General features: G+C 30.1%; 26 protein-coding genes. 11 read left to right on the plus strand and 15 right to left on the minus strand.

The window, feature by feature from the left end:
• Window positions 1-45 precede the first annotated feature (45 nt).
• Window positions 46-867 (plus strand): alpha/beta fold hydrolase, encoded by an 822-nt coding sequence (locus tag BUA86_RS10155; RefSeq protein ID WP_072932386.1) that lies wholly within the window; start codon window positions 46-48, stop codon window positions 865-867.
• Between the two features lie 83 nt (window positions 868-950).
• On the opposite strand, the gene BUA86_RS10160 is transcribed toward BUA86_RS10155, so the two are convergent.
• Entirely contained in the window at window positions 951-2048 is a 1098-nt protein-coding gene (locus tag BUA86_RS10160; RefSeq protein ID WP_072932393.1) for an NADH:flavin oxidoreductase, read from the minus strand.
• 149 nt (window positions 2049-2197) lie between these two features.
• Between BUA86_RS10160 and BUA86_RS10165 the strand changes: the two genes are divergently transcribed.
• Window positions 2198-2566: a winged helix-turn-helix transcriptional regulator gene (locus tag BUA86_RS10165; protein WP_072932395.1), complete on the plus strand. Its 369-nt coding sequence runs from the start codon at window positions 2198-2200 to the stop codon at window positions 2564-2566.
• A gap of 69 nt (window positions 2567-2635) precedes the next feature.
• Here BUA86_RS10165 and BUA86_RS16270 read toward each other — a convergent pair whose 3' ends face one another.
• The 9 genes from BUA86_RS16270 to BUA86_RS10210 form a co-directional block, all read right to left on the minus strand.
• Window positions 2636-3634 (minus strand): carboxymuconolactone decarboxylase family protein, encoded by a 999-nt coding sequence (locus BUA86_RS16270; protein WP_229731724.1) that lies wholly within the window; start codon window positions 3632-3634, stop codon window positions 2636-2638.
• Between the two features lie 72 nt (window positions 3635-3706).
• A complete protein-coding gene (locus BUA86_RS10175; RefSeq protein WP_221405195.1) occupies window positions 3707-4267 on the minus strand; it encodes a cupin domain-containing protein in 561 nt (186 codons plus the stop codon).
• 3 nt (window positions 4268-4270) lie between these two features.
• Window positions 4271-4654, minus strand: coding sequence for a DapH/DapD/GlmU-related protein (locus tag BUA86_RS10180; RefSeq protein WP_308419239.1), 384 nt, complete (start codon window positions 4652-4654; stop codon window positions 4271-4273).
• Window positions 4655-4909: 255 nt separating this feature from the next.
• On the minus strand, window positions 4910-5956 hold the full coding sequence (locus BUA86_RS10185) for an alpha/beta hydrolase (protein ID WP_072932399.1): 1047 nt from the start codon (window positions 5954-5956) through the stop codon (window positions 4910-4912).
• Between the two features lie 90 nt (window positions 5957-6046).
• Window positions 6047-6925 (minus strand): helix-turn-helix domain-containing protein, encoded by an 879-nt coding sequence (locus BUA86_RS10190; protein WP_072932400.1) that lies wholly within the window; start codon window positions 6923-6925, stop codon window positions 6047-6049.
• 162 nt (window positions 6926-7087) lie between these two features.
• Window positions 7088-7525, minus strand: a complete 438-nt coding sequence (locus tag BUA86_RS10195) for a hypothetical protein (RefSeq protein ID WP_072932401.1) — start codon at window positions 7523-7525, stop codon at window positions 7088-7090.
• A 154-nt stretch (window positions 7526-7679) separates the two neighbouring features.
• Window positions 7680-8600: a PfkB family carbohydrate kinase gene (locus BUA86_RS10200; protein ID WP_072932402.1), complete on the minus strand. Its 921-nt coding sequence runs from the start codon at window positions 8598-8600 to the stop codon at window positions 7680-7682.
• A 50-nt stretch (window positions 8601-8650) separates the two neighbouring features.
• A complete protein-coding gene (gene hisS / locus BUA86_RS10205) occupies window positions 8651-10021 on the minus strand; it encodes a histidine--tRNA ligase (protein ID WP_072932403.1) in 1371 nt (456 codons plus the stop codon).
• 57 nt (window positions 10022-10078) lie between these two features.
• Entirely contained in the window at window positions 10079-10525 is a 447-nt protein-coding gene (locus BUA86_RS10210) for an Lrp/AsnC family transcriptional regulator (protein WP_072932404.1), read from the minus strand.
• Window positions 10526-10616: 91 nt separating this feature from the next.
• Between BUA86_RS10210 and BUA86_RS10215 the strand changes: the two genes are divergently transcribed.
• Window positions 10617-11510, plus strand: a complete 894-nt coding sequence (locus tag BUA86_RS10215; RefSeq protein ID WP_072932405.1) for a DMT family transporter — start codon at window positions 10617-10619, stop codon at window positions 11508-11510.
• A 60-nt stretch (window positions 11511-11570) separates the two neighbouring features.
• On the opposite strand, the gene BUA86_RS10220 is transcribed toward BUA86_RS10215, so the two are convergent.
• On the minus strand, window positions 11571-12434 hold the full coding sequence (locus tag BUA86_RS10220; RefSeq protein WP_072932406.1) for a M12 family metallopeptidase: 864 nt from the start codon (window positions 12432-12434) through the stop codon (window positions 11571-11573).
• Window positions 12435-12830: 396 nt separating this feature from the next.
• On the opposite strand from BUA86_RS10220, the gene recF reads away from it, so the two are divergent.
• The 3 genes from recF to BUA86_RS10235 are packed head-to-tail and all read left to right on the plus strand — an operon-like array spanning window position 12831 to window position 15168.
• Window positions 12831-13910 (plus strand): DNA replication/repair protein RecF, encoded by a 1080-nt coding sequence (gene recF / locus BUA86_RS10225; protein WP_072932408.1) that lies wholly within the window; start codon window positions 12831-12833, stop codon window positions 13908-13910.
• Window positions 13907-14209, plus strand: a complete 303-nt coding sequence (locus tag BUA86_RS10230; protein ID WP_072932410.1) for a DciA family protein — start codon at window positions 13907-13909, stop codon at window positions 14207-14209. The genes recF and BUA86_RS10230 overlap by 4 nt, the downstream gene beginning before the upstream one ends.
• A 2-nt stretch (window positions 14210-14211) precedes the next feature.
• Complete coding sequence (locus tag BUA86_RS10235) at window positions 14212-15168, plus strand: YheT family hydrolase (protein ID WP_072932412.1); 957 nt, start codon at window positions 14212-14214, stop codon at window positions 15166-15168.
• 456 nt (window positions 15169-15624) lie between these two features.
• On the opposite strand, the gene BUA86_RS10240 is transcribed toward BUA86_RS10235, so the two are convergent.
• Window positions 15625-16398: a TrmH family RNA methyltransferase gene (locus BUA86_RS10240; RefSeq protein ID WP_072932414.1), complete on the minus strand. Its 774-nt coding sequence runs from the start codon at window positions 16396-16398 to the stop codon at window positions 15625-15627.
• Between the two features lie 154 nt (window positions 16399-16552).
• Between BUA86_RS10240 and BUA86_RS10245 the strand changes: the two genes are divergently transcribed.
• From BUA86_RS10245 to BUA86_RS10255, 4 genes are all read left to right on the plus strand, one after another.
• Window positions 16553-17845: a peptidase U32 family protein gene (locus BUA86_RS10245; protein WP_072932416.1), complete on the plus strand. Its 1293-nt coding sequence runs from the start codon at window positions 16553-16555 to the stop codon at window positions 17843-17845.
• Between the two features lie 14 nt (window positions 17846-17859).
• Window positions 17860-18090 (plus strand): ferredoxin, encoded by a 231-nt coding sequence (locus tag BUA86_RS10250; RefSeq protein WP_072932418.1) that lies wholly within the window; start codon window positions 17860-17862, stop codon window positions 18088-18090.
• 187 nt (window positions 18091-18277) lie between these two features.
• A complete protein-coding gene (locus BUA86_RS16360) occupies window positions 18278-18412 on the plus strand; it encodes a hypothetical protein (RefSeq protein WP_262891201.1) in 135 nt (44 codons plus the stop codon).
• 51 nt (window positions 18413-18463) lie between these two features.
• Window positions 18464-19024, plus strand: coding sequence for a 5-formyltetrahydrofolate cyclo-ligase (locus BUA86_RS10255; RefSeq protein ID WP_072932420.1), 561 nt, complete (start codon window positions 18464-18466; stop codon window positions 19022-19024).
• Here BUA86_RS10255 and BUA86_RS10260 read toward each other — a convergent pair.
• Window positions 18961-19584 carry a hypothetical protein gene (locus tag BUA86_RS10260; RefSeq protein ID WP_072932422.1) on the minus strand — a complete coding sequence of 208 codons (624 nt, stop codon included), beginning with the start codon at window positions 19582-19584 and terminating at the stop codon, window positions 18961-18963. The two genes, BUA86_RS10255 and BUA86_RS10260, sit on opposite strands and share 64 nt — an antisense overlap.
• Window positions 19574-20632, minus strand: coding sequence for a hypothetical protein (locus BUA86_RS10265; protein WP_072932424.1), 1059 nt, complete (start codon window positions 20630-20632; stop codon window positions 19574-19576). The genes BUA86_RS10260 and BUA86_RS10265 overlap by 11 nt, the downstream gene beginning before the upstream one ends.
• A 278-nt stretch (window positions 20633-20910) precedes the next feature.
• On the opposite strand from BUA86_RS10265, the gene BUA86_RS10270 reads away from it, so the two are divergent.
• Window positions 20911-21111 (plus strand): hypothetical protein, encoded by a 201-nt coding sequence (locus BUA86_RS10270; RefSeq protein ID WP_072932426.1) that lies wholly within the window; start codon window positions 20911-20913, stop codon window positions 21109-21111.
• A 67-nt stretch (window positions 21112-21178) separates the two neighbouring features.
• Here BUA86_RS10270 and BUA86_RS10275 read toward each other — a convergent pair whose 3' ends face one another.
• Complete coding sequence (locus tag BUA86_RS10275) at window positions 21179-22228, minus strand: NAD(P)-dependent alcohol dehydrogenase (protein WP_072932427.1); 1050 nt, start codon at window positions 22226-22228, stop codon at window positions 21179-21181.
• Window positions 22229-22276 lie beyond the last annotated feature (48 nt).

Here is a 22276-nt window from a genome sequence, read left to right on the forward strand (position 1 = left end):
CATTTGCTAAAGAATTAAAACAATTAACATTTAAAAAATATTATTATGAGCACATTAAAATTAAAAGACGGAACAGAGATTTTTTATAAAGACCAAGGAGAAGGACCAGTATTAATGTTTCACCATGGGTGGCCATTATCATCTGACGATTGGGATGCACAAGTAATTTTCTTTCTTCAGAGAGGTTACAGAGTAATTTCTCATGACAGAAGAGGGCATGGTCGTTCTAGTCAAGATATTTATAATCATACAATAGAGCAATATGCTTCTGATGTTGCAGAGTTGGTTGAATTCTTAGGTTTGAAAGATGTTGTTCACATCGGTCACTCTACGGGAGGAGGTGAAGTTATTCGTTATGTTAACAAATATTCTAAAGGAAGAGCTAAAAAAGCAGTTTTAATAAGTGCAGTTCCTCCAGTAATGGTAAAAAGTGAAAGCAATCCTGATGGAGTTCCAATGGAAGTTTTTGATGGAATAAGAGAGCAGACCTTGAACAATAGAAATCAATTTTATATTGACTTAACTTTCCCTTTCTACGGTTATAATAGAGAAGGTGCCGATATAAAAGAAGGTGTACAAAGAAATTGGTGGAGACAAGGAATGATGGGTGGTATCGTAGCTCATTATGATGGAATAAAAGCATTTTCTGAAACTGATTTTACTGAAGATTTGAAAGCTGTGGATATTCCTGTTTTGGTTCTTCATGGTGAAGATGACCAGATTGTTCCAATTGAAAATTCTGCAATAAAATCTGCAAAACTGTTGAAAAATGCAAAATTGATTACATACCCAGGTTTTTCTCATGGAATGCCAACTACGGAGCACGAAACGATTAATAAAGATCTTTTAGAGTTTATTAAAGAGTAATTAGAAATAAAAAGCTCATCAATTTTGATGAGCTTTTATATTTCTATATATTTTCTTCTAGTATTTCGTTTTCATTAGTTGGTTTAATACAACTCAAAATCTTTTAATTCCGCAGTTGGTCTTAAAGTTTTCTCAGCGTCAAATTCTTTTAAAGGACGTCCTTCCTTTATTTTTAATGGAAAGTCGTGGTTTGCTAATGCAGATTTGCCAATCGTCACTAAATCTGCTACTCCTTCTGAAATGATTGATTTTGCCGAATTTTCTGAATCAATTTTACCATTTAATAAAATAGGTATTTGCAAAGTTTTTCTTGCAATCTGAGCCAATGAAAGAATTTCAAGGGTTTTATATTTATTAGTATCAAAAGCAGGAGCTGTAGCATCAAATTCAGTTAAATGAACATAATCAACTCCGGATTTTTCAACAGTTTTAAATATGAACTCCGCTTCTTCTTCATTCTTCCATTTATGAAAATAATCATTAACTTTTCCTTGAGAAAGTCTTATTCCAACAACAAAATCATGGCTAACATTCTTTTTAATTTCCTTAATAATATCAACATAAATTCTCAATCTATTTTCAATATTGCCTCCATACTCATCATTTCTGGTATTACTATATGGAGTAAGAAATTGGTCTAGAAGATAACCATTTGCACCATGAATCTCGACTCCGTCAAAACCTGCAATCTCTGCGTTCTTAGCAGCTTTAACAAAAGAATGAATAATTTCATTAATATCATTTTTAGAAGCAGATTTAGGTATAGCATAATTACCATTTCCAAAATAGAAATCCAATTGTTGCCCTTTTGGTTGTACTGATGAAGGCGCAATTGTTTCGTTTAAATAATAATTGCCTTGAGAAAGACCTCCTGAATGCTGAATTTGCATAATAATTTTTGCACCATTAGCTTTCACATCATCAACAATATTTTTCCATCCATCAATGTGTGTATCTAAAGCTATTCCCGGTTGTAATCTATAAGTCTGACTGTATTTTGTATCAATATAATTTCCTTTCGTGATAATCAATCCAAAACCTCCTTTTGCAAAACTAGTATAATAATTTTTCATTTTTTCAGTAGGAATTCCATCTTCTGTTGCACTAATTCTGGTCATTGGAGCTAAAGCAAATCTGTTTTTTACATTTAAATTTCCAATTTTAAATTCATGAAATAACATAATAATAACTCTTTATTTTGTACAAAATTACACTTGAAAAAACTTATTAATGCTAATTACAACCACTTGTCTGTTACGAACAATTTTGTCTGTCGTCGATTAAGATATACAAATCATGATTTTGTAACTTTGTATATAATTTAGAGAAAATGAGTAATAGAAAAGAAAATTCGACTTATTCTATCAATGAAAAAATTGTTCACGAAGAATGTGACCTAATTTATGCTATTAACAAATTGGGAGGAAGATGGAAACTTTATATTCTGAGCAAATTAGAAGGTAGAAAGATGCGTTATAAAGAGCTACGAGATGAGATTCATCCGATTACTGAAAGAATGCTGACACTGCAGTTAAAAGCCTTAGAAGAAGATAAACTTGTTAAACGAACAGTCTATGCTGATGTACCGCCAAGAACAGAATATGAACTGACTGAATACGCAAAAAAACTAATCCCGATTTGGAATTCTTTAATTGAATGGGGAGGAAGTCATAAAGAGATTATGAAAGAAGATTTATAATTGATGAACTTAGAGTAAATAATTCTAAGTTCATCAATTAATACAAAGACAAAAACCATGAAGAGAATGTTAATTTATTTTTTCAAAGATCTTAGACATAGTTTCTTTATCAAGACTTTCCATATCTATTAATTTCAGAGATTTTACCATTTTCAAAGTTGATGTTTTGTATTTCAAAAAATGTGGTGTCTGCAAATGAAACTGATACGCTTCTTCATCCGCATAAATTTCTACAATTCTTATCCTAGCAGGATTTTCCTTTTGATACATCGGAAAAATAGCAATCACGCCTTTCTCTAATTTTATAGAAGTCGAAGCTTCTTCTTTCAGAATTGAATTATATTCTTCCAAAAATTCAGGAAAAATGTCTATTTCGGAAATACGAATCATCATATCGTTTTTGATAATAGGAATGAGTGGTTCTCCAATTATTTTCCTAACAGTATTGGCTTGAGTTTTATTAACAGATTCTTGTATTAAATTAGCTAATTCCGCTAATTGATCTTCAGTAATTCCTGTATTTTTCCCCATGACGATATGGGATTTCAATTGAGATTCAACACCTGTTAAAGAAGCTAAAGCAGAAACTGTCACTAATTCTCTTTGCTGATAAGTGAGAACATCACTCACAAAAATATCCGCAAATAAATGTTCTTTTAGAAAAGCATCAATTCTTGGAGCAAACTCTCCAAAACCAGTTGCTGGTTTAGTTTGTGGCGTTTTTGTTAATGCTTCCAATGTTTTTCTGCCTTTTTCGTATTTATCAATAACATTATTTTCAATGATAATTTTTTTTCCTTCAACATCATTGATTCCTTTTGTTTTTCTTTCTTCTAAAACTACTTTAAAAGTATTAATAGCATTCAGACTTCTCGGAAAACCGCAATACGCATACAATTGAACCAATACTTCTTTAATTTCATTAATAGTCAAACCAGAATCTAATCCAGCATTCAGCTGAACTTTCAAATTTTCAAGATTTCCAGTTGCCGTAAGTGAAGAAATTTTCACCAAGCTTTGTTCTTTATCATTCAGATTTTGATGAGTCTTATTTTCTTGTGCATTCATTTTTGTCATACTAAATGTGAGAACAAAAAGAATGATCCATTGTAGAAACTTGTTTTTGCTCTTCATAAAAAATTATTTTTTATTGGCTTCATTAAATTCTTCATCAGACACAGCTTCCAACCATGTATTCTGATTGGTTTGCGGATTTCCATTTGTAGCTAAATGCGAGAACCAACTTTCTGCAGTCGCACCATGCCAATGCTCAACATTCGGAGCAATTTCTACGATATCACCAGCTTTTAAACGACGGGCAGGTTTTCCTCTCTCTTGATATAAACCTTCACCACCTACAACAATCAAAAGTTGTCCACCAGTGTGAGTGTGCCAATTGTTTCGACAACCTGGTTCAAATGTAACATTAGAAAGAGGAATACTTAAATCTTTATTATTTGTAAGTTGTGCTAAATAGGACTTGCCTATAAAATATTTTGCAAAAGCAGTGTTTTCTTCACCTATCGGAAAGTCACTTATTTTAGGGATATTTGTACTCATTTTCTTAGATTTTATTTTGTTTGAATTTACTACATTTTGTGCTAAAATGTCTAAAGGATTTAGTAGCATTAAGCCTACACTAACCAAAGCTGTCTGCTCAATAAATTTTCTTCTCGAATTTTGATTGTTGTTTTCTTCCATGTTTTATGATTCAATTGTTTTGATGATTTTTGCAGGAACTCCTCCTACCACCACGTTATCTGGAACATCTTTGGAAACGACTGCTCCAGCAGCGATAACTGCATTTTCGCCAATCGTAATTCCTGGAAGAATTGTCGCATTAGCTCCAATCCACGCATTTCGTTTGATGAGAATAGATTTACCTATTAATCCTTTTCTGTGTTGAGGTTCTAAAGGATGATTTTCAGTTATCAGACTAACTTTCGGACCGATTAAAACATCGTCTTCAATGGTAATTCCGCCTAAGGTCAGAAAAGTACAATCGAAGTTGATGAATACATTTTTACCGATGTTAAGATGTTTTCCGTAGTTGATGTAAATAGGTGTAAACACCGCTACATTCTCCAATTTTTTACCGACAATTTCACTTAATATTTTCAAAATATTATCCGGTTCATTGGAATTATTGAGTTGAAGCAATTGCTTCTTAACTTGATAAGAAGCTTCTTTCAATTTGTGAATTTCCGGGTCGTCTGGCATTATTGTTTCGCCATTTTTTAGTTTAGTGAAAATATTTTCTTTAAATCTCATTTTTAATATTTAGAAAAAAAATGCTAAATCTGCAGTTTTATTAAACAGATTTAGCTATTGGAATAATATCAATTATTTTAAATTGATTCTGAAGAAATTATCCAGTTTTTCAAATGGAATTACATCCACTTTATCATATAAATCGACGTGAACTGCATTTGGGATAATCATCAATTCTTTCGGTTCAGAAGCTACTTTGTAAATATCTTCGCTCATATATTTAGAATGTGCATTCTCTCCAGCAATCAGTAACATTGGTCTTGGCGAAATTTCTTTGATATAACTCAGCATTACTGAATTCGCAAAAGATAAAGAGTTGGTTTTTGTCCAGCCTTTATTGGAATTTAAAGAACGTTTGTGATAACCTCTCGGCGTTTTGTAATAATCAAAATAATCTTTCACAAACTGAGGTTCATCACCGTTTAATTTTTCTGGTAAATGGCTTGTCGGATATTCAGGTTTTCCGTTTTCGGCATCTATCCAACGTTGCAGACTCATTGTTTCAAAAGCTTTAGTTCGTTCTTCCTGAGTCATTTTATCATAATAACCTTTGGCATTTACTCTCGAAATATCATAAGCACTGGTCGTTGCGACAGCTTTTACTCGTTTGTCTGCAATGGTTGCATTTAAGGCGAAAGTTGCGAAACCACAAATTCCTATGATTCCGATTTTGTTTCTATCCACATTGTTTTGAAGTCCTAAGAAATCAACTGCTGCACTGAAGTCTTCAGTATTGATATCAGGTGAAGCAATATCTCTCGGCTCTCCTCCACTTTCGCCTGTGTAAGAAGGATCGAAAGCGATAACTGCAAAACCTCTTTCCGCCATTTGATTGGCATACAAACCAGAAGATTGCTCTTTCACTGCACCGAAAGGTCCGCTGATTGCCAACGCTGCCAATTTTTCGTTTCCTGTATTTTTTGGAAGATATAAATCTCCGGAAAGGGTTATTCCGTAACGGTTTTTAAAGGTAACTGCTTTTCGTGTAACCTTATCACTTAATTTGAATGTATAATGTTCTGTAGTTTCCATTTTCTTTGAATTTGATTTTTTATTCTGTGCGAATGCTTGTCCGATCAAAAGAAAGGATAAAGCCATCACTGTTGTTATTATTTTCATATCTGAATTTTGTTTAAAAAATTACTGATACAAAATTAAAAACAGCGAAACGCTAACAGTTAATGATAATCAAACCAAAAATTAAGAAAATCAAACTTCGGCTAAACGAAATGCTTTTGGATTAGTTCCAGTTTGCTTTTTAAAAAAATTATTGAAATACGTTGGATAATCGAACCCAAGTGCGAATGCTATTTCTGAAATATTCCAGTCGGTGTGCTGCAACAATGCTTTTGCTTCTGTAAGAATACGTTCCGAGATATGAGTCGTTGTAGATTTTCCAGTTACTTCTTTTACAGCACGATTGAGATAATTGACGTGTACATTTAGGTTTTTCGCAAACTCTTGAGCAGATTTTAGTTGCAAAGATTGATCTGTAGTTTCAATAGGAAATTGTCTTTCCAAAAGTTCAAGAAAAACGGAAGATAACCTTGACGCAGCATTTTTCTTTTGGTCGAAATCTTCGGCAGGTTCCAGTTTCAAAGATTCGTGGATTATCAGGCTGATGTAGTTGCGTATCAACTCATCTTTATAAACATAATCACTTTCCTGTTCAGCAATCATCTTTTGGAAAAGAGTATTGAGAAAAAGTCTCTGCTCTTCAGTAATTTTCAGAACGGGAGTTCCGCCAATTTTAAAGAAAGAAGACTGCTGTAAGCTTTCAGAACGTTCAGAATTCTTAAAAAACTCCTCAGAAAAAAGAATAGTATAGCCTTTATAAGCCGTTGAAATTGTTTCCCAAGAATACGGAATATGCGGATTTCCAAAAAAAAGAACCGTTCCTTCCTGCTCGAAGCTTTTATCAGAATAATGAATTTTACTTTTCCCTGTTGTCAAGCATATTTTATAGAATTCTTTTCTGCTGTACACGCGAGTATCGCTTCCGTCCTGCTCAATCTGGAATGCACGGAAACCTTTTAGTTTTAATTCAGTATTAAACTCCGAAACAACTCTTTTTACCTTTTCTTTCATTTTTTAAAGTTAAGAAAATCAAATAATATTTAATTTAGTTTTATAAGTAAGAACTCTTAAATAATTATATAGTTTAAAAGTTAAATTGACTTTTTTGTGAAATAATTATATACAATATCACTCACAAAAAAAGCTCATCAATTTTGATGAGCTTTTATATTTCTATATATTTTCTTCCAGTATTTCGTTTTCATTAGTTGGTTTAATAATTAAGAAATACATACAGTTTGCAAACCATGTCATCCAAAATAGATAGAAACCGAAATGGAAACTTGCTTTTAATAATCGGTGAGATGTTTCTGTAAAATCATGATAAGTATAATACAATCCTCCAAAGCCCATTATAAGAAATACCATAGGTAAAATGAATTGTTTTAGCTTAGAAACGTTCTTTTTTTGCCAAATACTGAAAATTGTAAATAGAATTACTTGAATCACAAAAAACAATAGCGCTGTTTTCCACCACGATTTAAGAATTGCATATTCATTGTAAATGATGGTGATACCAACTCGACCAATAAATGACATCTTCGAAATTAAAATTCCTGATAATAGAGAAGAAAACGCTAAAACCAAAACGGCTATAATTCTATTTTTCATACTTACTTAAAATTAAAAACATTATTCAAAAAAATAATCTCCAGAATAGATTCAAATTACTTAATATAAATATACCAAATAAAGAAATCATTTAAATAAAAAAAGCTTTGCAATTAAGCAAAGCTTTTCAAATTCTTATCTTAACTATCAAATTTTATAAATTGATAGAAAAATCCATTAATTTTTTGAATTCTTTTAAACGTTCAGCTAATCCTTCACGTGTTAAATTTTGTAAAGATTCTGTACCAAATTTTTCACATGTTACAGATGCTAAAGCAGAACCATAAACAATTGCACGTTTCATATTATCAAAAGAGAAATCGTTTGTTTTTGCTAAATATCCAGAGAAACCTCCAGCAAATGTATCACCAGCTCCAGTTGGATCAAATACATCTTCTAATGGTAATGCAGGTGCAAAGAAAACATTTTCTTCTTGGAATAATAAAGCACCGTGTTCACCTTTTTTGATGATAACAGTTTTTGGTCCAAAAGACATAATTTTCTTAGCTGCTTTTACTAAGCTATATTCTCCTGATAATTGACGAGCTTCTTCATCGTTAATAGAAATTACATCAACATCTTTTATAACGTCCATTAATTCGTTTAATGCACAATCCATCCAAAAGTTCATTGTATCTAAAACAACTAATCCTGGACGATTATCTAATTGTGTTAAAACTCCTTTTTGTACCAATGGGTGTAAGTTTCCTAACATTAAAACGTTTGGAGATTTACGATCATTAGGAACAACTGGATTAAAAGTTTCTAATACATTTAATTCTGTTGCTAATGTATCACGTGTATTTAAATCGTTGTGATATCTTCCTTCCCAAAAGAAAGTTTTCCCTTCTTTTACGATTTCCATACCATCTAAATTAATTCCTTTAGATGTCAATAAGTCGATGTATTCTTGAGGAAAATCTCCTCCTACAACTGAAACGATTCCTGTATCTACGCCTAATAAAGAAGACGCCATACCGATATATGTAGCGGCACCACCTAAGATTTTATCTGTTTTTCCGAATGGAGATTCTAATTTATCAAAGGCTACTGTACCAACGGTTAATAAACTCATTTTGTATATTCTAAATTAAATAGTTTGCAAATATATTGAACTTATTTGAATTATAAGGCATTAGCTAAATCTGCGAAGGCAATTTCTGTTTGTTCACCAGAAATCATATCTTTTACAGTCGCTTTTTGCTCTTCAATTTCTTTTTCTCCTAAAAGAATAACTTTCTTAATTCCTTTTTTGTCTGCATATCCCATTTGCTTTTTCATTTTAGCATCGTCTGGATATACTTCTGTATTAATTCCTTGAGAACGTAATTGTTTAACCAATTTCATTGCATGAGCGGCTTCTTTTGTTCCGAAATTAATGAATAATGCCTGAATATTAGTTGAATCTTCTAAAGCAGGGAATAAGTTATTATCTTCTAAAACTAAGTAAATACGATCTAAACCAAAAGAAATTCCAACACCAGAAATATCTTTTAATCCAAAAATTCCAGTTAAATCGTCATAGCGACCACCACCACCAATAGACGAAGAAAATTCACCAATTTTTGCTTTAACTTCAAAAATAGCTCCTGTGTAATAATCTAATCCTCTAGCCAAAGTTAAGTTCAAGATTAAATCAGCAGATTGTAATCCGATGTTTTCTGTATTTTCAAAAACAAATTCTAATTCCTCAATTCCTTTTAATCCCGTTTCCGATGTTTTCAAGATTTCTTTTAATTGAGCAAATTGTGTTTTGTAATCTCCATTCATTGTAAATAAAGGCGATAATATTTCTATTGCAGATTCAGAAATTCCTTTTCCACGCATTTCCTCTTTTACAGCTTCTTCACCAATTTTATCTAATTTATCTAAAGCAACAGTAAAATCGATTAACTGAGCAGAAATATCTGCAACTTCTGCTAATCCTGATAATATTTTACGATTGTTAATATGAATTTCAACTGGCGCATTTAATTGTGTAAAAACTGAATCGTATAATTGAACAAAATCTACTTCTTGTAATAAAGAGTCTGAACCAACAACATCTGCATCACATTGAAAAAACTCGCGAAAACGTCCTTTTTGCGGACGATCTGCACGCCAAACTGGCTGAATTTGGTAACGCTTAAATGGAAATGTAATATCATTCTGATGTTGTACAACGTAACGAGCAAAAGGCACTGTTAAATCGTAACGTAATGCTTTTTCAGAGATTTTAGCAATTACTTTTTGACTATTTTTTTCTGCTAATAATTGCTCATCAACTTTAGATAAATAATCTCCAGAATTAAGAATTTTAAAAATTAAACGATCTCCTTCTTCTCCATATTTACCAGTTAATGTTGATAAATTTTCGAATGATGGAGTTTCTATTGGAGAAAATCCAAATAACACAAATTGTTTTTTTATTGTGTTGATAATATATTGACGACGATTCACTTCTAAAGGAGAGAAATCTCTTGTTCCTTTTGGAATCGATGGTTTTTGAATTGCCATTTTCTAAATGTTTCTTTTACAAGTGACAAAAATAAGGCTTTTTTGAAATTTCTACCTTTATTTTAAATCTTTTACTTTAGGAACAGATTTATATGGCGTTCCTAATATTCGAAATGTAGAAGTATTTCCATGTTTACTAAATTTTGTAATCACTTCTTCTAATTTCGACATATTCTTCGCAATAAGGTGAACAATAACACAAAAATCTCCTGTGGATTTCATGACAGATATAACACCATTAATATTTTCAACTTCTTCTATAAATTTCGGAATATTACAATACTGAATATCAATTCCGATAATCACATTTTCATTTATTCCTAATTGTTCATAATCCACATCAATAGAATAAGATTTAATTATTCCAGCTTCTTCCATCTTTTTTATTCTCTCGGCTACAGCTGGAGATGTAAGTCCAATTTTTTTACCTAATTCAGTATTTGTGATGCGAGAATTATGCATCAATTCATTAAGAATTGAAAGATTTAAGTTGTCTAGGTTCATTATTTTAATAATTAAAGTATTTAAAGTTATAAAATTAATATTTAAAGTACTTTATTTCTAACATTGGAGGACTTTTGTATAAATAAAAATTATGAAATCTAACCTATCTATACTTTTAGCTTTTATCGCTGTTATATGTCTTGCAACAGGAGGTATATTTGTAAAATTATCTAGTACAGCACCAATAAATACAGCTTTTTACAGAATTTTGTTTGCTGTAATTCTTCTTTTTCCGTTTGTTTATAAAGATTTAAAAAAGATAAATAAACAAGATTGGATTATTGTTTTATTTAGTGGCGTATTTTTAGCAATAGATTTAATTTTATGGAATAAATCATTCTCATTTACAACGGTAGCAAATGCTAATTTGTTTGTTAATTTAGTTCCCTTTACAACCATCCCATTATCTTACTATCTTTTTAAAGAAAAAATAAATAAACCATTTTTAGTAGGAATACTTATTACGATGGTAGGGATACTTGTTTTAATGTCTAAAAACTTTCAATCGTCAGGAAATATTAAAGGAGATTTATTAGCGTTTTTAGCTTCTATTTTTTACGGATTATTTTTAATCGCAGTGTATAAAGTTCGATTAAAAATGAAAATATCAACTTTAATGTTTATTAGTGGTTTAGGATCTTTACCAGTTTTAGCTTTAGGAATTTCAGTTTTTGAAAAATTTGAGATACCAACTTCTATAAATGATATTTTCTTCTTGTTAGCCTTAACTATATTTTCTCAATTATTAGGACAAGGACTACTTAGTTATAGTATGAAAAAGATAAGCATTACATTATCTTCAATCATTATTCTAACACAGCCTATTTTTAGTGCTATTTATGCTTATATCATTTTTAATGAAACACTAACAATTATAGAAATTTTAGGAATTATAATCATACTAATAGGTGTTTACATTGGTAAAAAAGAAAAGTTTAATTATAATTTTTCTTTTACTAGAAAAAAGGTGTACAGTTTGAAATAGATACCTATTAAATTATAAAAACTCGACTTTTCTAAAGCCGAGTTTTTATCTAATATTTATCTATCTTGGATACATTCTATTTATTGCGTTAATATCAGTCTGTATTAAATAATTTTGTCTATTGTAAGTGTATGATCTTCCATTTCTTTGAACAATAGTTGGTTGTCCATTACGAGAGTAAGAATTAGTCCAATACATCATCATAGATTGAGCATTAAATTCTCCTATATCTACTCCATCTCGACCAATACCATTACTACTATAAATGTTAAAATTGTGTTGCTGTCCATTTTGAATATTATTCCAATTTATTATAACATAATTATCTCTATCTCTACGTGTATGCTCATGAAAAAGACCTATTGTATGTCCCATTTCGTGTAGTAAAGATCCTAATGGTATATTCCAATCAAGTGAAATGTATTTAGATCCATTTTGACGTCCAATTGTTGCTGATCCATCTGTACCATTACTACCAGAAGGGACAAACTGTACATATGTTGGTGCATTAAAGCCAACTTCTGTCCATTTTAAATTCGTTTTACTATTATACTCTCTAATTGCAGCATTAATTCTATTGTGGAGATTTGTATTTCTTATCTGATTAGAAATCGTGTAATAAACGGTGTTATTTGGCCATCTTAGTCTATTTGCAACTGCACCTCTGTTTTGTAGATTTTCTTTCAGCTGTTCATCAGTAATAAGCATATCACCTTGGAAAATATTTTTTCCATCTTTTCTGATATAAATAATTTCCTCTCCCAGAAAAGATCCTTTTTTAAGGTCTTTGTTAGTAACTTGCTTTTCTAATTTTTCATTATTATCATCATTTGTATCGCAAGATGATAATAATACAACTGTACACAATAATCCTTTTGAAAGTATTGATCCCAATCTTTGTTTTTGATTCATAAGTTTTTTCATATTAATTAATTTTGAGTTATTTCATCATTGTTTTTTAGTATTACTAGATTTAGTAGAGATATTAAATACTACACAATGGAATAGAAACAACCTATTTAATTAATATTAACTTTTTCTTCAATAATTGTAATTTTAAATGTTTCATAAATAGGTAGTAAATGTTTATTTTTTTATTTAAAACTAGAAAAAATATATTTATCAATCAAATATTCAACTCCTTAATTATGTTAAATTTTAAAAAATTAACATAAGTCTATCTTAATAGAATTGTTGTTTAGATAATCCACATTTTAATCTAAATTAAAATGTGGATGTAGGAAACATAAATCTAAAAAACAACAATATATTCTAAATCTCTAATCGTAAATTGTCAAACGTAATTCGTAATTTTGCTTTATGTATTTAAAAGAACTTAAAGCAAGACAATTCAAGAATTTTGATGAAAATAATTTCGAATTTTCACCAAAAATTAATGCATTTGTAGGACAAAATGGAAAAGGAAAAACCAATGTTTTAGATGCAATACATTATCTAGCTTTAAGCAAATCTTATCTTAATCATTCCGATGCAATGAATATTCAATTCGATTGTGATTTTTTCACGCTCGAAGGAACATTCGATAAAAACGAATCAGATGATATTATTTTTTGCTTAGTTCGTCCCGGTCAACCCAAACAACTAAAAAGAAATTCAAAATCTTATGACCGAATTTCAGATCATATTGGTCAATATCCTTTGGTGATGATTTCACCTTATGATAGTGATTTAATAAAAGAAGGGAGTGAAGTAAGACGTAAATTTTTAGACAATATTATTTCGCAGTCTAATAAGCAATATTTAGCAGATTTAATGCGCTATAATAAAGTATTGATGCAACGAAATGCGTTGTTAAAATATTTTACGGCGAATAATACATTTGATGCAACATCTTTAGAAATTTACGACGAAGAATTAATTCATTTAGGAAAAAGAATACATGAGACAAGAAAAGAATTCGTTGAAAACTTTTTAGAAGCTTTTCTAAAATATTACAATGAAATATCAGAAGGACGAGAGAAAGTGAACATCGAATATATTTCTCAGCTGAATGATGCACCTTTTGAATCAGTTTTAAAAGAAGCGCTATATAAAGATAGAGCGGCACAATATTCTACAGCGGGAATACATAAGGACGATTTATTGTTTACGATTACTAATTATCCGATTAAGAAATTTGGTTCGCAAGGACAACAGAAATCTTATTTAATTGCTTTAAAATTAGCACAATTAGAAGTAATAAAAGAAGCGTTAAACTTAACACCCTTGTTGTTATTAGACGATATTTTTGATAAATTAGATGAGCATCGTGTAACACAATTAATTAAGTTGGTAAACGAGGAACGTTTCGGACAAATTTTTATTACCGATACACATTCCGAAAGAACTGAACAAATTATTAAACAAATTAATTCTGAAAGTAAAGTCTTCCGATTATGAAAAAGTATGAAAAACGAAGTAATCAACAAACGCTTGGTCAGGCTTTAGAGCATTTTATAAAACAAAGTGGAAAAGAAGAATTAATTTGGGAGGTAAAAGCAGAGGAAGCTTGGCACAAAGTGATGGGTAAATTCTTCGAAAAGTATACCGATCGTGTTGAGGTTAGACAACGTATTTTATATGTAAAAATTAATTCTCCAGCTATGCGACAAGAATTACTAATGGGGAAATCTAAAATTATTGCCAACATCAACGAAGAAATTAAAAAAGATTTTCTAATTGATGCCAAAATTTATTAATCATGCCTTATATAAAATCTGCTTATCCAAAACCAAGTTTTCTAAATAGAAATTCGCATTATTCTACAATATATCCAGCGAAAATAAAAAAGTATCCAGTTCCTGATTATTCAAGAGAAAAGATAGAAACACCAGATCATGATTTTTTAAATTTAGATTGGAGAAAACAAGCACATAAACAAAAATTAATCATTCTATTTCATGGTTTAGAAGGAGATTCTAAAAGAACTTATCTTAACTCATGTTCAGATTATTTTTACCAAAAAGGCTTTTCTGTTCTAGCTTGGAATCACAGATCGTGTGGGGGAGAGATGAACAAAACATGTACATTATATCACCATGGTTCTATTAATGATGTAAATAGTGTTGTAGAAAAAGCATTAAGCGAAGATTATAAAGAAATTTACTTAATTGGCTACTCTATGGGAGGAGCTTTGGTTTTAAATTATCTTGGAAGTTATACGATTGATGAACGTGTAAAATGTGGAATTGTTTTTTCTGCTCCATTGTCTTTAAAATCTTGTTCGGATAGTTTGAAAAAAGGAATTAATAAAGTTTATTTTAAAAATTTTCAACGCACACTTGTTCCTAAATTCAAAGAGAAAGCAAATCAATTTCCTGGGAAATTAAATGAAGATATGATTGATAGAATCAAAACATTTGATGAAATTGATGAATATTTTACGGCGCCTTTACATGGGTATTCTTCTAAAGAAGATTATTATGATAAAGCATCTCCTTTGGCGGTTATTGATAATATAACAACGCCATGCTTAATTGTAAATGCCAAAAATGATCCATTCTTAGGGGAAGAATGTTATCCAATTCAACGTTTTGAAAAACATTCTTTTTGCACATTCGAAATGCCAAAATATGGTGGACATTGTGGTTTTCCATTAAAAAATAATCATCATTCTTGGACAGAAATGAGAGCATATAAGTTTATTGACGAATTATAATTTACATATTCACCCAGTTTGTCAAGCTGAAACTTATCAATAACTCGATTCCTTACTAATGGGGTTTTAACCCGAATTTCTATTTGAGAATTTGATAAGATAGAGTGGAGTCTTAATCAGGATTTGAGATTGTAAACAGCTCTGAACTCATTATAGTTTACTACAACTCTATTCTCTTCTTTTTTATCCAATTTAAGATAATTCAAATCTAAAGGAATTCATTTCAGCTTCACATCGTGTAAGTAGTGATGAGATCCTGAAATAACAAGATGACATACTAGACTTAAACTAAATTTATAATTACATAATATTTAGTTTTGTCATAGAAATCAGCATGATAAGCTTAACATTCGTCGTTTATTTATTGATATTTTAATGTCATTCCGAAAAAACATTCTATCTAACAAAATAAACCTTATGTCTTAAAATCTTAAGTCTTATATCTAAATAGATCATCTACACTCTTTGGCGAACAGCTTCGTAAACACAAATTGCAGCAGCATTACTCACGTTTAAAGAATCTACAAAACCAAGCATCGGAATTTTGATTAACGAATCTGAGTTATCTGCCCAAAAGTCTGAAAGACCAGTAGCCTCCGTTCCTAAAATAATTGCAGATGATTTTGTGAAATTAGTTTCATATAAACTCTTTGTTTCATCTCTTAAGAAAGTAGAAACAATTTGAATATTTTTTGATTGTAGAAAATTTAAAACATCTTCTTTTTTTCCAGCAGCAATATTATTTGTAAAAAGAGTTCCTACAGAAGAACGAATAACATTAGGATTAAAGAAATCTACAGTTTCATCGCACACAATTACAGCGTCAACTTTTGCCCCATCACCAGTTCTTAAAACAGCACCAAGGTTTCCTGGTTTTTCTACTGCTTCTAAAACAATTACTAAAGCATTTTCTGGTAAATGTAAGTCCTCTAGTTGTACAGCTTTCGTTTTATAAACACCAATAATTCCTCCAGTAGATTTTCTGTAAGCCAATTTTTCAAAAACAGGACGAGTGATGGTAAAAACCTTTGCGTTTCCAAAATTTATAGTATGCTGATAAATATCTTCGCAAAGATAGATTTCAACAGCCTCGTAATTCCCTTTTATAGCCAATTCATTTTCTTGTGTTCCTTCCACAATAAATAAACCTTGGTTTTTACGCTCTCTTGATTTTTCTTGCAGTTTAAGCAAGTTTTTAATCCTTGGATTTTGAAGACTTTCTATTTGCATGCTGCAAAATTACTTCTTTTTCACTCAATATTAAATAGATTTTTTACGATTCATATTATACCTCTTAAAAAACTCATTATCAATTTGATTCAATTTATATTCAGTATAAACTTATATTTTTTGTAACTTTGCACCTTTAAATCAGAATTTTCGTATGACTAATAATGGAAGAATGGAGTTAATGGCTCCTGCTGGGAATTTCGAATCGTTGCAGGCAGCATTAGATAATGGAGCAGATTCTGTATACTTCGGAGTTGATCAGTTAAATATGCGTGCGAGAGCATCAATTAACTTTACAATGGGAGATTTACCAGAAATCGTACAACGTTGTGAAGAGAAAGGTGTACGTTCTTATCTTACATTAAATACAATTATATATGACCACGATTTGTCTTTAATTAAAAACTTATTGGACAGTGCAAAACAAGCTAATATTACGGCTGTTATTGCAATGGATCAATCGGTTATTGCTTATGCAAGACAAATTGGTGTCGAAATACATATTTCAACTCAAATTAACGTAACAAATATAGAAACTGTTAAGTTTTATGCAATGTTTGCAGATACAATGGTATTATCGCGTGAGTTGAGTTTGAAACAAATTAATAAGATTTGCGAACAAATTGTAAAAGATGATGTACGTGGACCAAGTGGAAACTTAGTAGAAATAGAAATTTTTGGTCACGGAGCATTGTGTATGGCTGTTTCTGGGAAATGTTACTTAAGCTTACATTCTCATAATTCATCTGCCAATCGTGGTGCTTGTAAACAAAATTGTCGTAAAAAGTATACAGTTATTGACCAAGAAACTGGTTTCGAGATCGAATTAGATAATGAGTACATGATGTCTCCTAAAGATTTATGTACAATGGAATTTTTAGATGAGGTTGTTGAAGCTGGCGTAAAAGTATTAAAAATAGAAGGTCGTGGACGTTCTCCAGAATATGTAGCAACAGTTATTCGTTGTTACAGAGAAGCAATAGATTCTATTGCTGATGGGACATATTCTAAAGAGAAAGTAGATTACTGGATGGGATTATTACAAACAGTCTATAATCGTGGTTTTTGGTCTGGGTATTATTTAGGTCAGAAATTAGGAGAATGGTCTGCTGTTCCAGGATCTATGGCAACACAGAAAAAAGTTTACATTGGTAAAGGTGTTCACTTTTTCCCAAAAGCTAACATTGGACAATTTGTTATTGATGCTTACGATTTAAAAGTTGGTGATTTAATTTTAGTTACAGGACCTACAACAGGAGCAAAAGAAATGGTTGTTCCATCAATGTTTGTAGAAGATGTAGAAAGCAATACAGCTAAGAAAGGAGATAGTATTACAATTCCAATGGAATTTAGAATCCGCCCTTCAGATAAATTATATAAATTAGTAAAAGTAGACGAGCCAGGAACACAGCAAAATAGTGTTGCAGAAGGAGCATATTCTCACTAAAAACTACTTAATTAATGGTTATTATTACATTACAACGCGATAAATGTATTGGCTGCAACTATTGCTACGAATTAGCACCAGAACGCTTTCGTATGTCTAAAAAAGATGGTAAATCTGTTTTGCTAAAATCAATTGATAAAAAAGGTTTTCATACTTTAAAAGATCCAGATCATACAATTGCTGACAATTGTGATCGAGCAGCAAAAGCTTGTCCAGTAAACATTATTACAGTAAAAGAAATATAAAATTTCACAAAAATTTAACAATACCCCTATTTATTTGATTAATAGGGGTTTATTTTTGTTTTAAATATTTATTATTAAGTAATATTGTTTTAAACAATTCTAAAATTCTATTTTCATATTTTTTAACGCAACCTTTTTTTATTTTTGCATCCTATTTATAATAGACAATAAAATAAACTTATAACTTATGTCAAAAAGAATTCATAAAACCTACAAAGAATCTTTTTTAAAGAGATTAGGAATAAATGTTAAATTAGTAGATATTTTACTTGCTTCTGCTGTTATTGGAGGGATATTTATTTTCTTTTTATTAAAAGATTAATCACTTATTTAAAATTATTTCTAAATTAGTTTAAACAATAATTTAGACGTAATGCTAAAAGCTGAGGTTAGGAAATATTACAGAAATATCAGAAAACAATTTTCTAAACAAGACGTTGAACGTTTAAGTAAAGAAATATCTGATCAACTTCAGTTTTTAGACCTTTCGTTGGATCAAACTTTCCATATTTTTCTACCAATAGAAAAAAATAACGAAATTAATACTTACCCTATTATAGAGTGGCTATTTAGCCAAAACAAAACTGTTACCTTACCACTTGTTGTTGGTGATGATATGATAAACTGTAAAGTTGAAAAAGGATTTGAGACACAATTAAATTCTCTTCATATTCCAGAACCTATTGTATATAAAGAAATAGAATCTACAGCAATTGATGTTATTTTTATACCAATGTTTGTTGCCGATAAAAAAGGTAATCGTGTTGGTTATGGAGGTGGATATTACGATAAATTTTTATCGAGATGTAGACCTGATGCAAAAAAAATAGGCCTAACTTATTTTAGACCTATTGATAGTATTGATGATGTTTATTTCGGAGATTTTCCTATAGACTTTTGTGTAACACCAGGCGGAATAGAATCGTTTACCTGAATGGTGTCATTCTCATTTAAAGATGTAAAGTAAAACTTAAACTCTCTTTTAAATTGTATTGGTTCTTGTTTTAAAACGAATATACCAATTCTGTCATTTGATTCTATTAGTTTCTTATCTTCATTAAAATAATTTATAGAATAAGCAACTTTTTTGATTGAATCTGGCGTAATTGAATCTTTTGCTAAAATTTTAAATTTAGTTACAGAAGTATAGGTTACTTTCTTAGAAGATAAATCTCTTAACAATGAAAATATTTCTGTAGTATCTTTTTTCGGGAAATAGGTTAATAATTGCTCTCTTAATAAACTATTAAGTACAGTATCATTAGAATTTGATGCCAAAGCAGAAAGTTCATACAACTCTCTTAGTTTCTGTTTTGTAATAAAATTTACAGCTTCTACAGAATCCATTTTACTACTTACTGTGGCGGCTTCGTTCTTATAACCTTTAATTGTATCTGGATTATAATCACCTTTGTACTTTTCGTCTTTACACGAAAGTAATATCCAAACACTTAATAGCAATAACATGCTAAATTGAGTAATTTTATTTATCATTCTCATCTTGTTGGATTTTAAATTTTAATTTGACAATTTTCCCATTTTTGTTTTCTGATTCTATTAAAGAAAAATTCTTTAAAGAGGTTGTTGGTATCGTTACCAAGTTTATATACTGCTGTTTTGAAAGAATCTCTACACCAAAAAAATCGTTATCATACACCTGATAAATTAAGGCGTTATCAGCAATCATCTGATTTAGTTTATCTATACGTTGCTTTAAATCCTTTGCAGAATTAGAGTAGTAGTACAGCATAATTTTATAATCATCTGGTTCTAATAGTAATTTTTCGGGTTGATTATATTGATGAAGGTTAACCTTAAAAGTATCTTGTTTATAATAAGGCGAACTCACAAACATTTTAATTGTATCGGTTTCAGATTTAAATTTAATACAACCAGTTTTTGTAGATAAATAGAGTGGAGTAAAACCATCTCTTAAAATTGTGATCTCAACAGAGTTTGTTACAGCAGTTTGGCGATCCGCATCTACAAAACAAAATTCATATTCTCTTTGACTAAAAAAAGCAAAGTAAACAGACGTTGCAATAACAGTAAGTAGAATAACAACAAAAGCAACCATAGAAGCTGTACGTAGCTTAAAATTTGTTTTTTTATTTTTTTCTACTTCTTTTATTTTTACTTTTTGCTCAATATTTTCATCATGATCAATAGTGTCTATATCAGAAGAAACTAATTCAATTTTTTCTTCTATTATAGAATCAGTTTTTGGTTTATCTGTCTCAAAATGTTCTATTTTCTGAACATTTAAAAAATGTGCCCAATTCTTATATCCGCAATATTGTGCTAGTAAATTTAGCATGTCTATGCGAGGAAGTTTCTTAAAATCTGATTTAAAATAAGTATAAAACCATTTTTCACTAACAGTGGATTTAGTTTTATTAAATAAATCGTCTTGAAAACTTGTTATTTCTTGTCCCTTCCAATCTGATATATTTTCTGATTGAGCAGAGTTTTCTTCTAAAAAACGATTAGCAATCGCTTTTTTTAAAATCTCAAAAATTTCTATATCTGTAAATTTGCTCAAAAAAATATTGTTTACCTATTTGTTTATCAATGTTTTGTAAAATAGAATTCTATTTTACAATTTCCGTTTTAATTTCGCTACAAATAAAATGATTTATTTCTGATAATAGCATTGCTTTAGGCTTTTTATCGTACTTTGATTAAGTTAAATTTTTGTAAAAATTACAAGAGATTGAATTACAAAAATCTTACAACAGTTTTATTTCAATCTTTAGATTGCTTCATCTAACTTTGAATCATTAATTAATATAGTCCTTTAAAACATAAAAAATTAAAGTTATGAAAAAAATTGCATTAATCGCTTTTGTAGCTATTTCATTTACAACATTTTCTTGTAAAGAAAATGCTTCTCAGCCAGAACCTTCAGCACCAACGGAGGATTCTTTAAATATAGAACAAACAGAAGTTCCTGCTCAAACAGCTGATTCTGTAGAAAGTGTAACAGTTGATTCTGCTAAAACAGATTCTGTTGCTAAATAATTATACATATTATTAGACATAAAAAAATCCGCTTATAAAGCGGATTTTTTAGTATTTAAAAATAATTTTAAGCTTCTTTTAATGATTTAATATCAATTACAAATCGATATTTAACATCAGACTTCATCATTCTTTCGTAAGCAGTATTGATTGTTTGAATATCAATTACCTCAACATCAGAAACAATATTATGTTCTCCACAAAAATCTAACATTTCTTGTGTTTCTTTAATACCTCCGATTAATGATCCTGCTAAATTTTTTCTTTTCATTACTAATAAACCTCCGTTTACAGCTTCTATTGGTTCTATTGCTCCAACGATACACATTGTTTTATCTAGTTTTAAAAGATTTAAATATGGATTAGCATCGTGTTTTACAGGGATTGTATTTAAAAGAAAATCAAATGAATTTTTATGCGCTTCCATTTGTGCATTATCTTTAGATATTAATACCTCATCTGCTCCTAATTTTTTAGCATCTGCACCTTTAGATTCAGAAGTTGTAATCATTACAACATGAGCACCCATTGCTTTTGCAAATTTAACTCCCATGTGACCTAATCCACCAAGACCAATAACACCAACTTTATCTCCTGGTTTTACATTCCAATGACGTAATGGAGACCAAGTAGTAATCCCAGCACATAATAATGGTGCAGCAGCTTTTACATCGATGTTTTCTGGTACACGAAGAACAAATTTTTCTTCTACTACGATGTTTTCAGAATATCCACCATAAGTAACACCTCCATGTTTAGAGTTTTTAGAATTGTAAGTTCCTGTAAAACCATTTTCACAATATTGTTCTAAACCTTCTTCGCAAGGATGACAATCTTGACAAGATTCTACCATACAACCTACACCTACTAAATCTCCAACTTTAAAGTTAGTTACTTCTGAACCTACTTCTTTAATTCGCCCAATAATTTCGTGCCCAGGAACAACAGGATAATTTGGTTTTCCCCAATCTCCTTTTGCAGTATGAATATCACTATGACAAACACCACAATATTCGATATCTATAAAGATGTCTTTTGGTGATAATTGACGACGTTTTATTGTATGTGGTGCTAATGCATCTACTTCGTTAAATGCTGCGTATGTTTTTGTACTCATTTTTATATATTTAAATTATTTAAGTATTTAAAATTAGAAAAAACTTCT

Source organism: Chishuiella changwenlii, from assembly GCF_900142565.1.
In the GTDB taxonomy this organism is placed as follows: domain Bacteria; phylum Bacteroidota; class Bacteroidia; order Flavobacteriales; family Weeksellaceae; genus Empedobacter; species Empedobacter changwenlii.

Bases quoted from the DNA above. Each gene is read 5' to 3' on its own strand.
- BUA86_RS10155 (WP_072932386.1), top strand. From the start codon at position 46: ATGAGCACATTAAAATTAAAAGACGGAACAGAGATTTTTTATAAAGAC.
- BUA86_RS10160 (WP_072932393.1), bottom strand. From the start codon at position 2,048: ATGTTATTTCATGAATTTAAAATTGGAAATTTAAATGTAAAAAACAGA.
- BUA86_RS10165 (WP_072932395.1), top strand. From the start codon at position 2,198: ATGAGTAATAGAAAAGAAAATTCGACTTATTCTATCAATGAAAAAATT.
- BUA86_RS16270 (WP_229731724.1), bottom strand. From the start codon at position 3,634: ATGAATGCACAAGAAAATAAGACTCATCAAAATCTGAATGATAAAGAA.
- BUA86_RS10175 (WP_221405195.1), bottom strand. From the start codon at position 4,267: ATGGAAGAAAACAACAATCAAAATTCGAGAAGAAAATTTATTGAGCAG.
- BUA86_RS10185 (WP_072932399.1), bottom strand. From the start codon at position 5,956: ATGAAAATAATAACAACAGTGATGGCTTTATCCTTTCTTTTGATCGGA.
- BUA86_RS10190 (WP_072932400.1), bottom strand. From the start codon at position 6,925: ATGAAAGAAAAGGTAAAAAGAGTTGTTTCGGAGTTTAATACTGAATTA.
- BUA86_RS10195 (WP_072932401.1), bottom strand. From the start codon at position 7,525: ATGAAAAATAGAATTATAGCCGTTTTGGTTTTAGCGTTTTCTTCTCTA.
- BUA86_RS10200 (WP_072932402.1), bottom strand. From the start codon at position 8,600: ATGAGTTTATTAACCGTTGGTACAGTAGCCTTTGATAAATTAGAATCT.
- hisS (WP_072932403.1), bottom strand. From the start codon at position 10,021: ATGGCAATTCAAAAACCATCGATTCCAAAAGGAACAAGAGATTTCTCT.
- BUA86_RS10210 (WP_072932404.1), bottom strand. From the start codon at position 10,525: ATGAACCTAGACAACTTAAATCTTTCAATTCTTAATGAATTGATGCAT.
- BUA86_RS10215 (WP_072932405.1), top strand. From the start codon at position 10,617: ATGAAATCTAACCTATCTATACTTTTAGCTTTTATCGCTGTTATATGT.
- BUA86_RS10220 (WP_072932406.1), bottom strand. From the start codon at position 12,434: ATGAAAAAACTTATGAATCAAAAACAAAGATTGGGATCAATACTTTCA.
- recF (WP_072932408.1), top strand. From the start codon at position 12,831: ATGTATTTAAAAGAACTTAAAGCAAGACAATTCAAGAATTTTGATGAA.
- BUA86_RS10230 (WP_072932410.1), top strand. From the start codon at position 13,907: ATGAAAAAGTATGAAAAACGAAGTAATCAACAAACGCTTGGTCAGGCT.
- BUA86_RS10235 (WP_072932412.1), top strand. From the start codon at position 14,212: ATGCCTTATATAAAATCTGCTTATCCAAAACCAAGTTTTCTAAATAGA.
- BUA86_RS10240 (WP_072932414.1), bottom strand. From the start codon at position 16,398: ATGCAAATAGAAAGTCTTCAAAATCCAAGGATTAAAAACTTGCTTAAA.
- BUA86_RS10245 (WP_072932416.1), top strand. From the start codon at position 16,553: ATGACTAATAATGGAAGAATGGAGTTAATGGCTCCTGCTGGGAATTTC.
- BUA86_RS10250 (WP_072932418.1), top strand. From the start codon at position 17,860: ATGGTTATTATTACATTACAACGCGATAAATGTATTGGCTGCAACTAT.
- BUA86_RS16360 (WP_262891201.1), top strand. From the start codon at position 18,278: ATGTCAAAAAGAATTCATAAAACCTACAAAGAATCTTTTTTAAAGAGA.
- BUA86_RS10255 (WP_072932420.1), top strand. From the start codon at position 18,464: ATGCTAAAAGCTGAGGTTAGGAAATATTACAGAAATATCAGAAAACAA.
- BUA86_RS10260 (WP_072932422.1), bottom strand. From the start codon at position 19,584: ATGATAAATAAAATTACTCAATTTAGCATGTTATTGCTATTAAGTGTT.
- BUA86_RS10270 (WP_072932426.1), top strand. From the start codon at position 20,911: ATGAAAAAAATTGCATTAATCGCTTTTGTAGCTATTTCATTTACAACA.
- BUA86_RS10275 (WP_072932427.1), bottom strand. From the start codon at position 22,228: ATGAGTACAAAAACATACGCAGCATTTAACGAAGTAGATGCATTAGCA.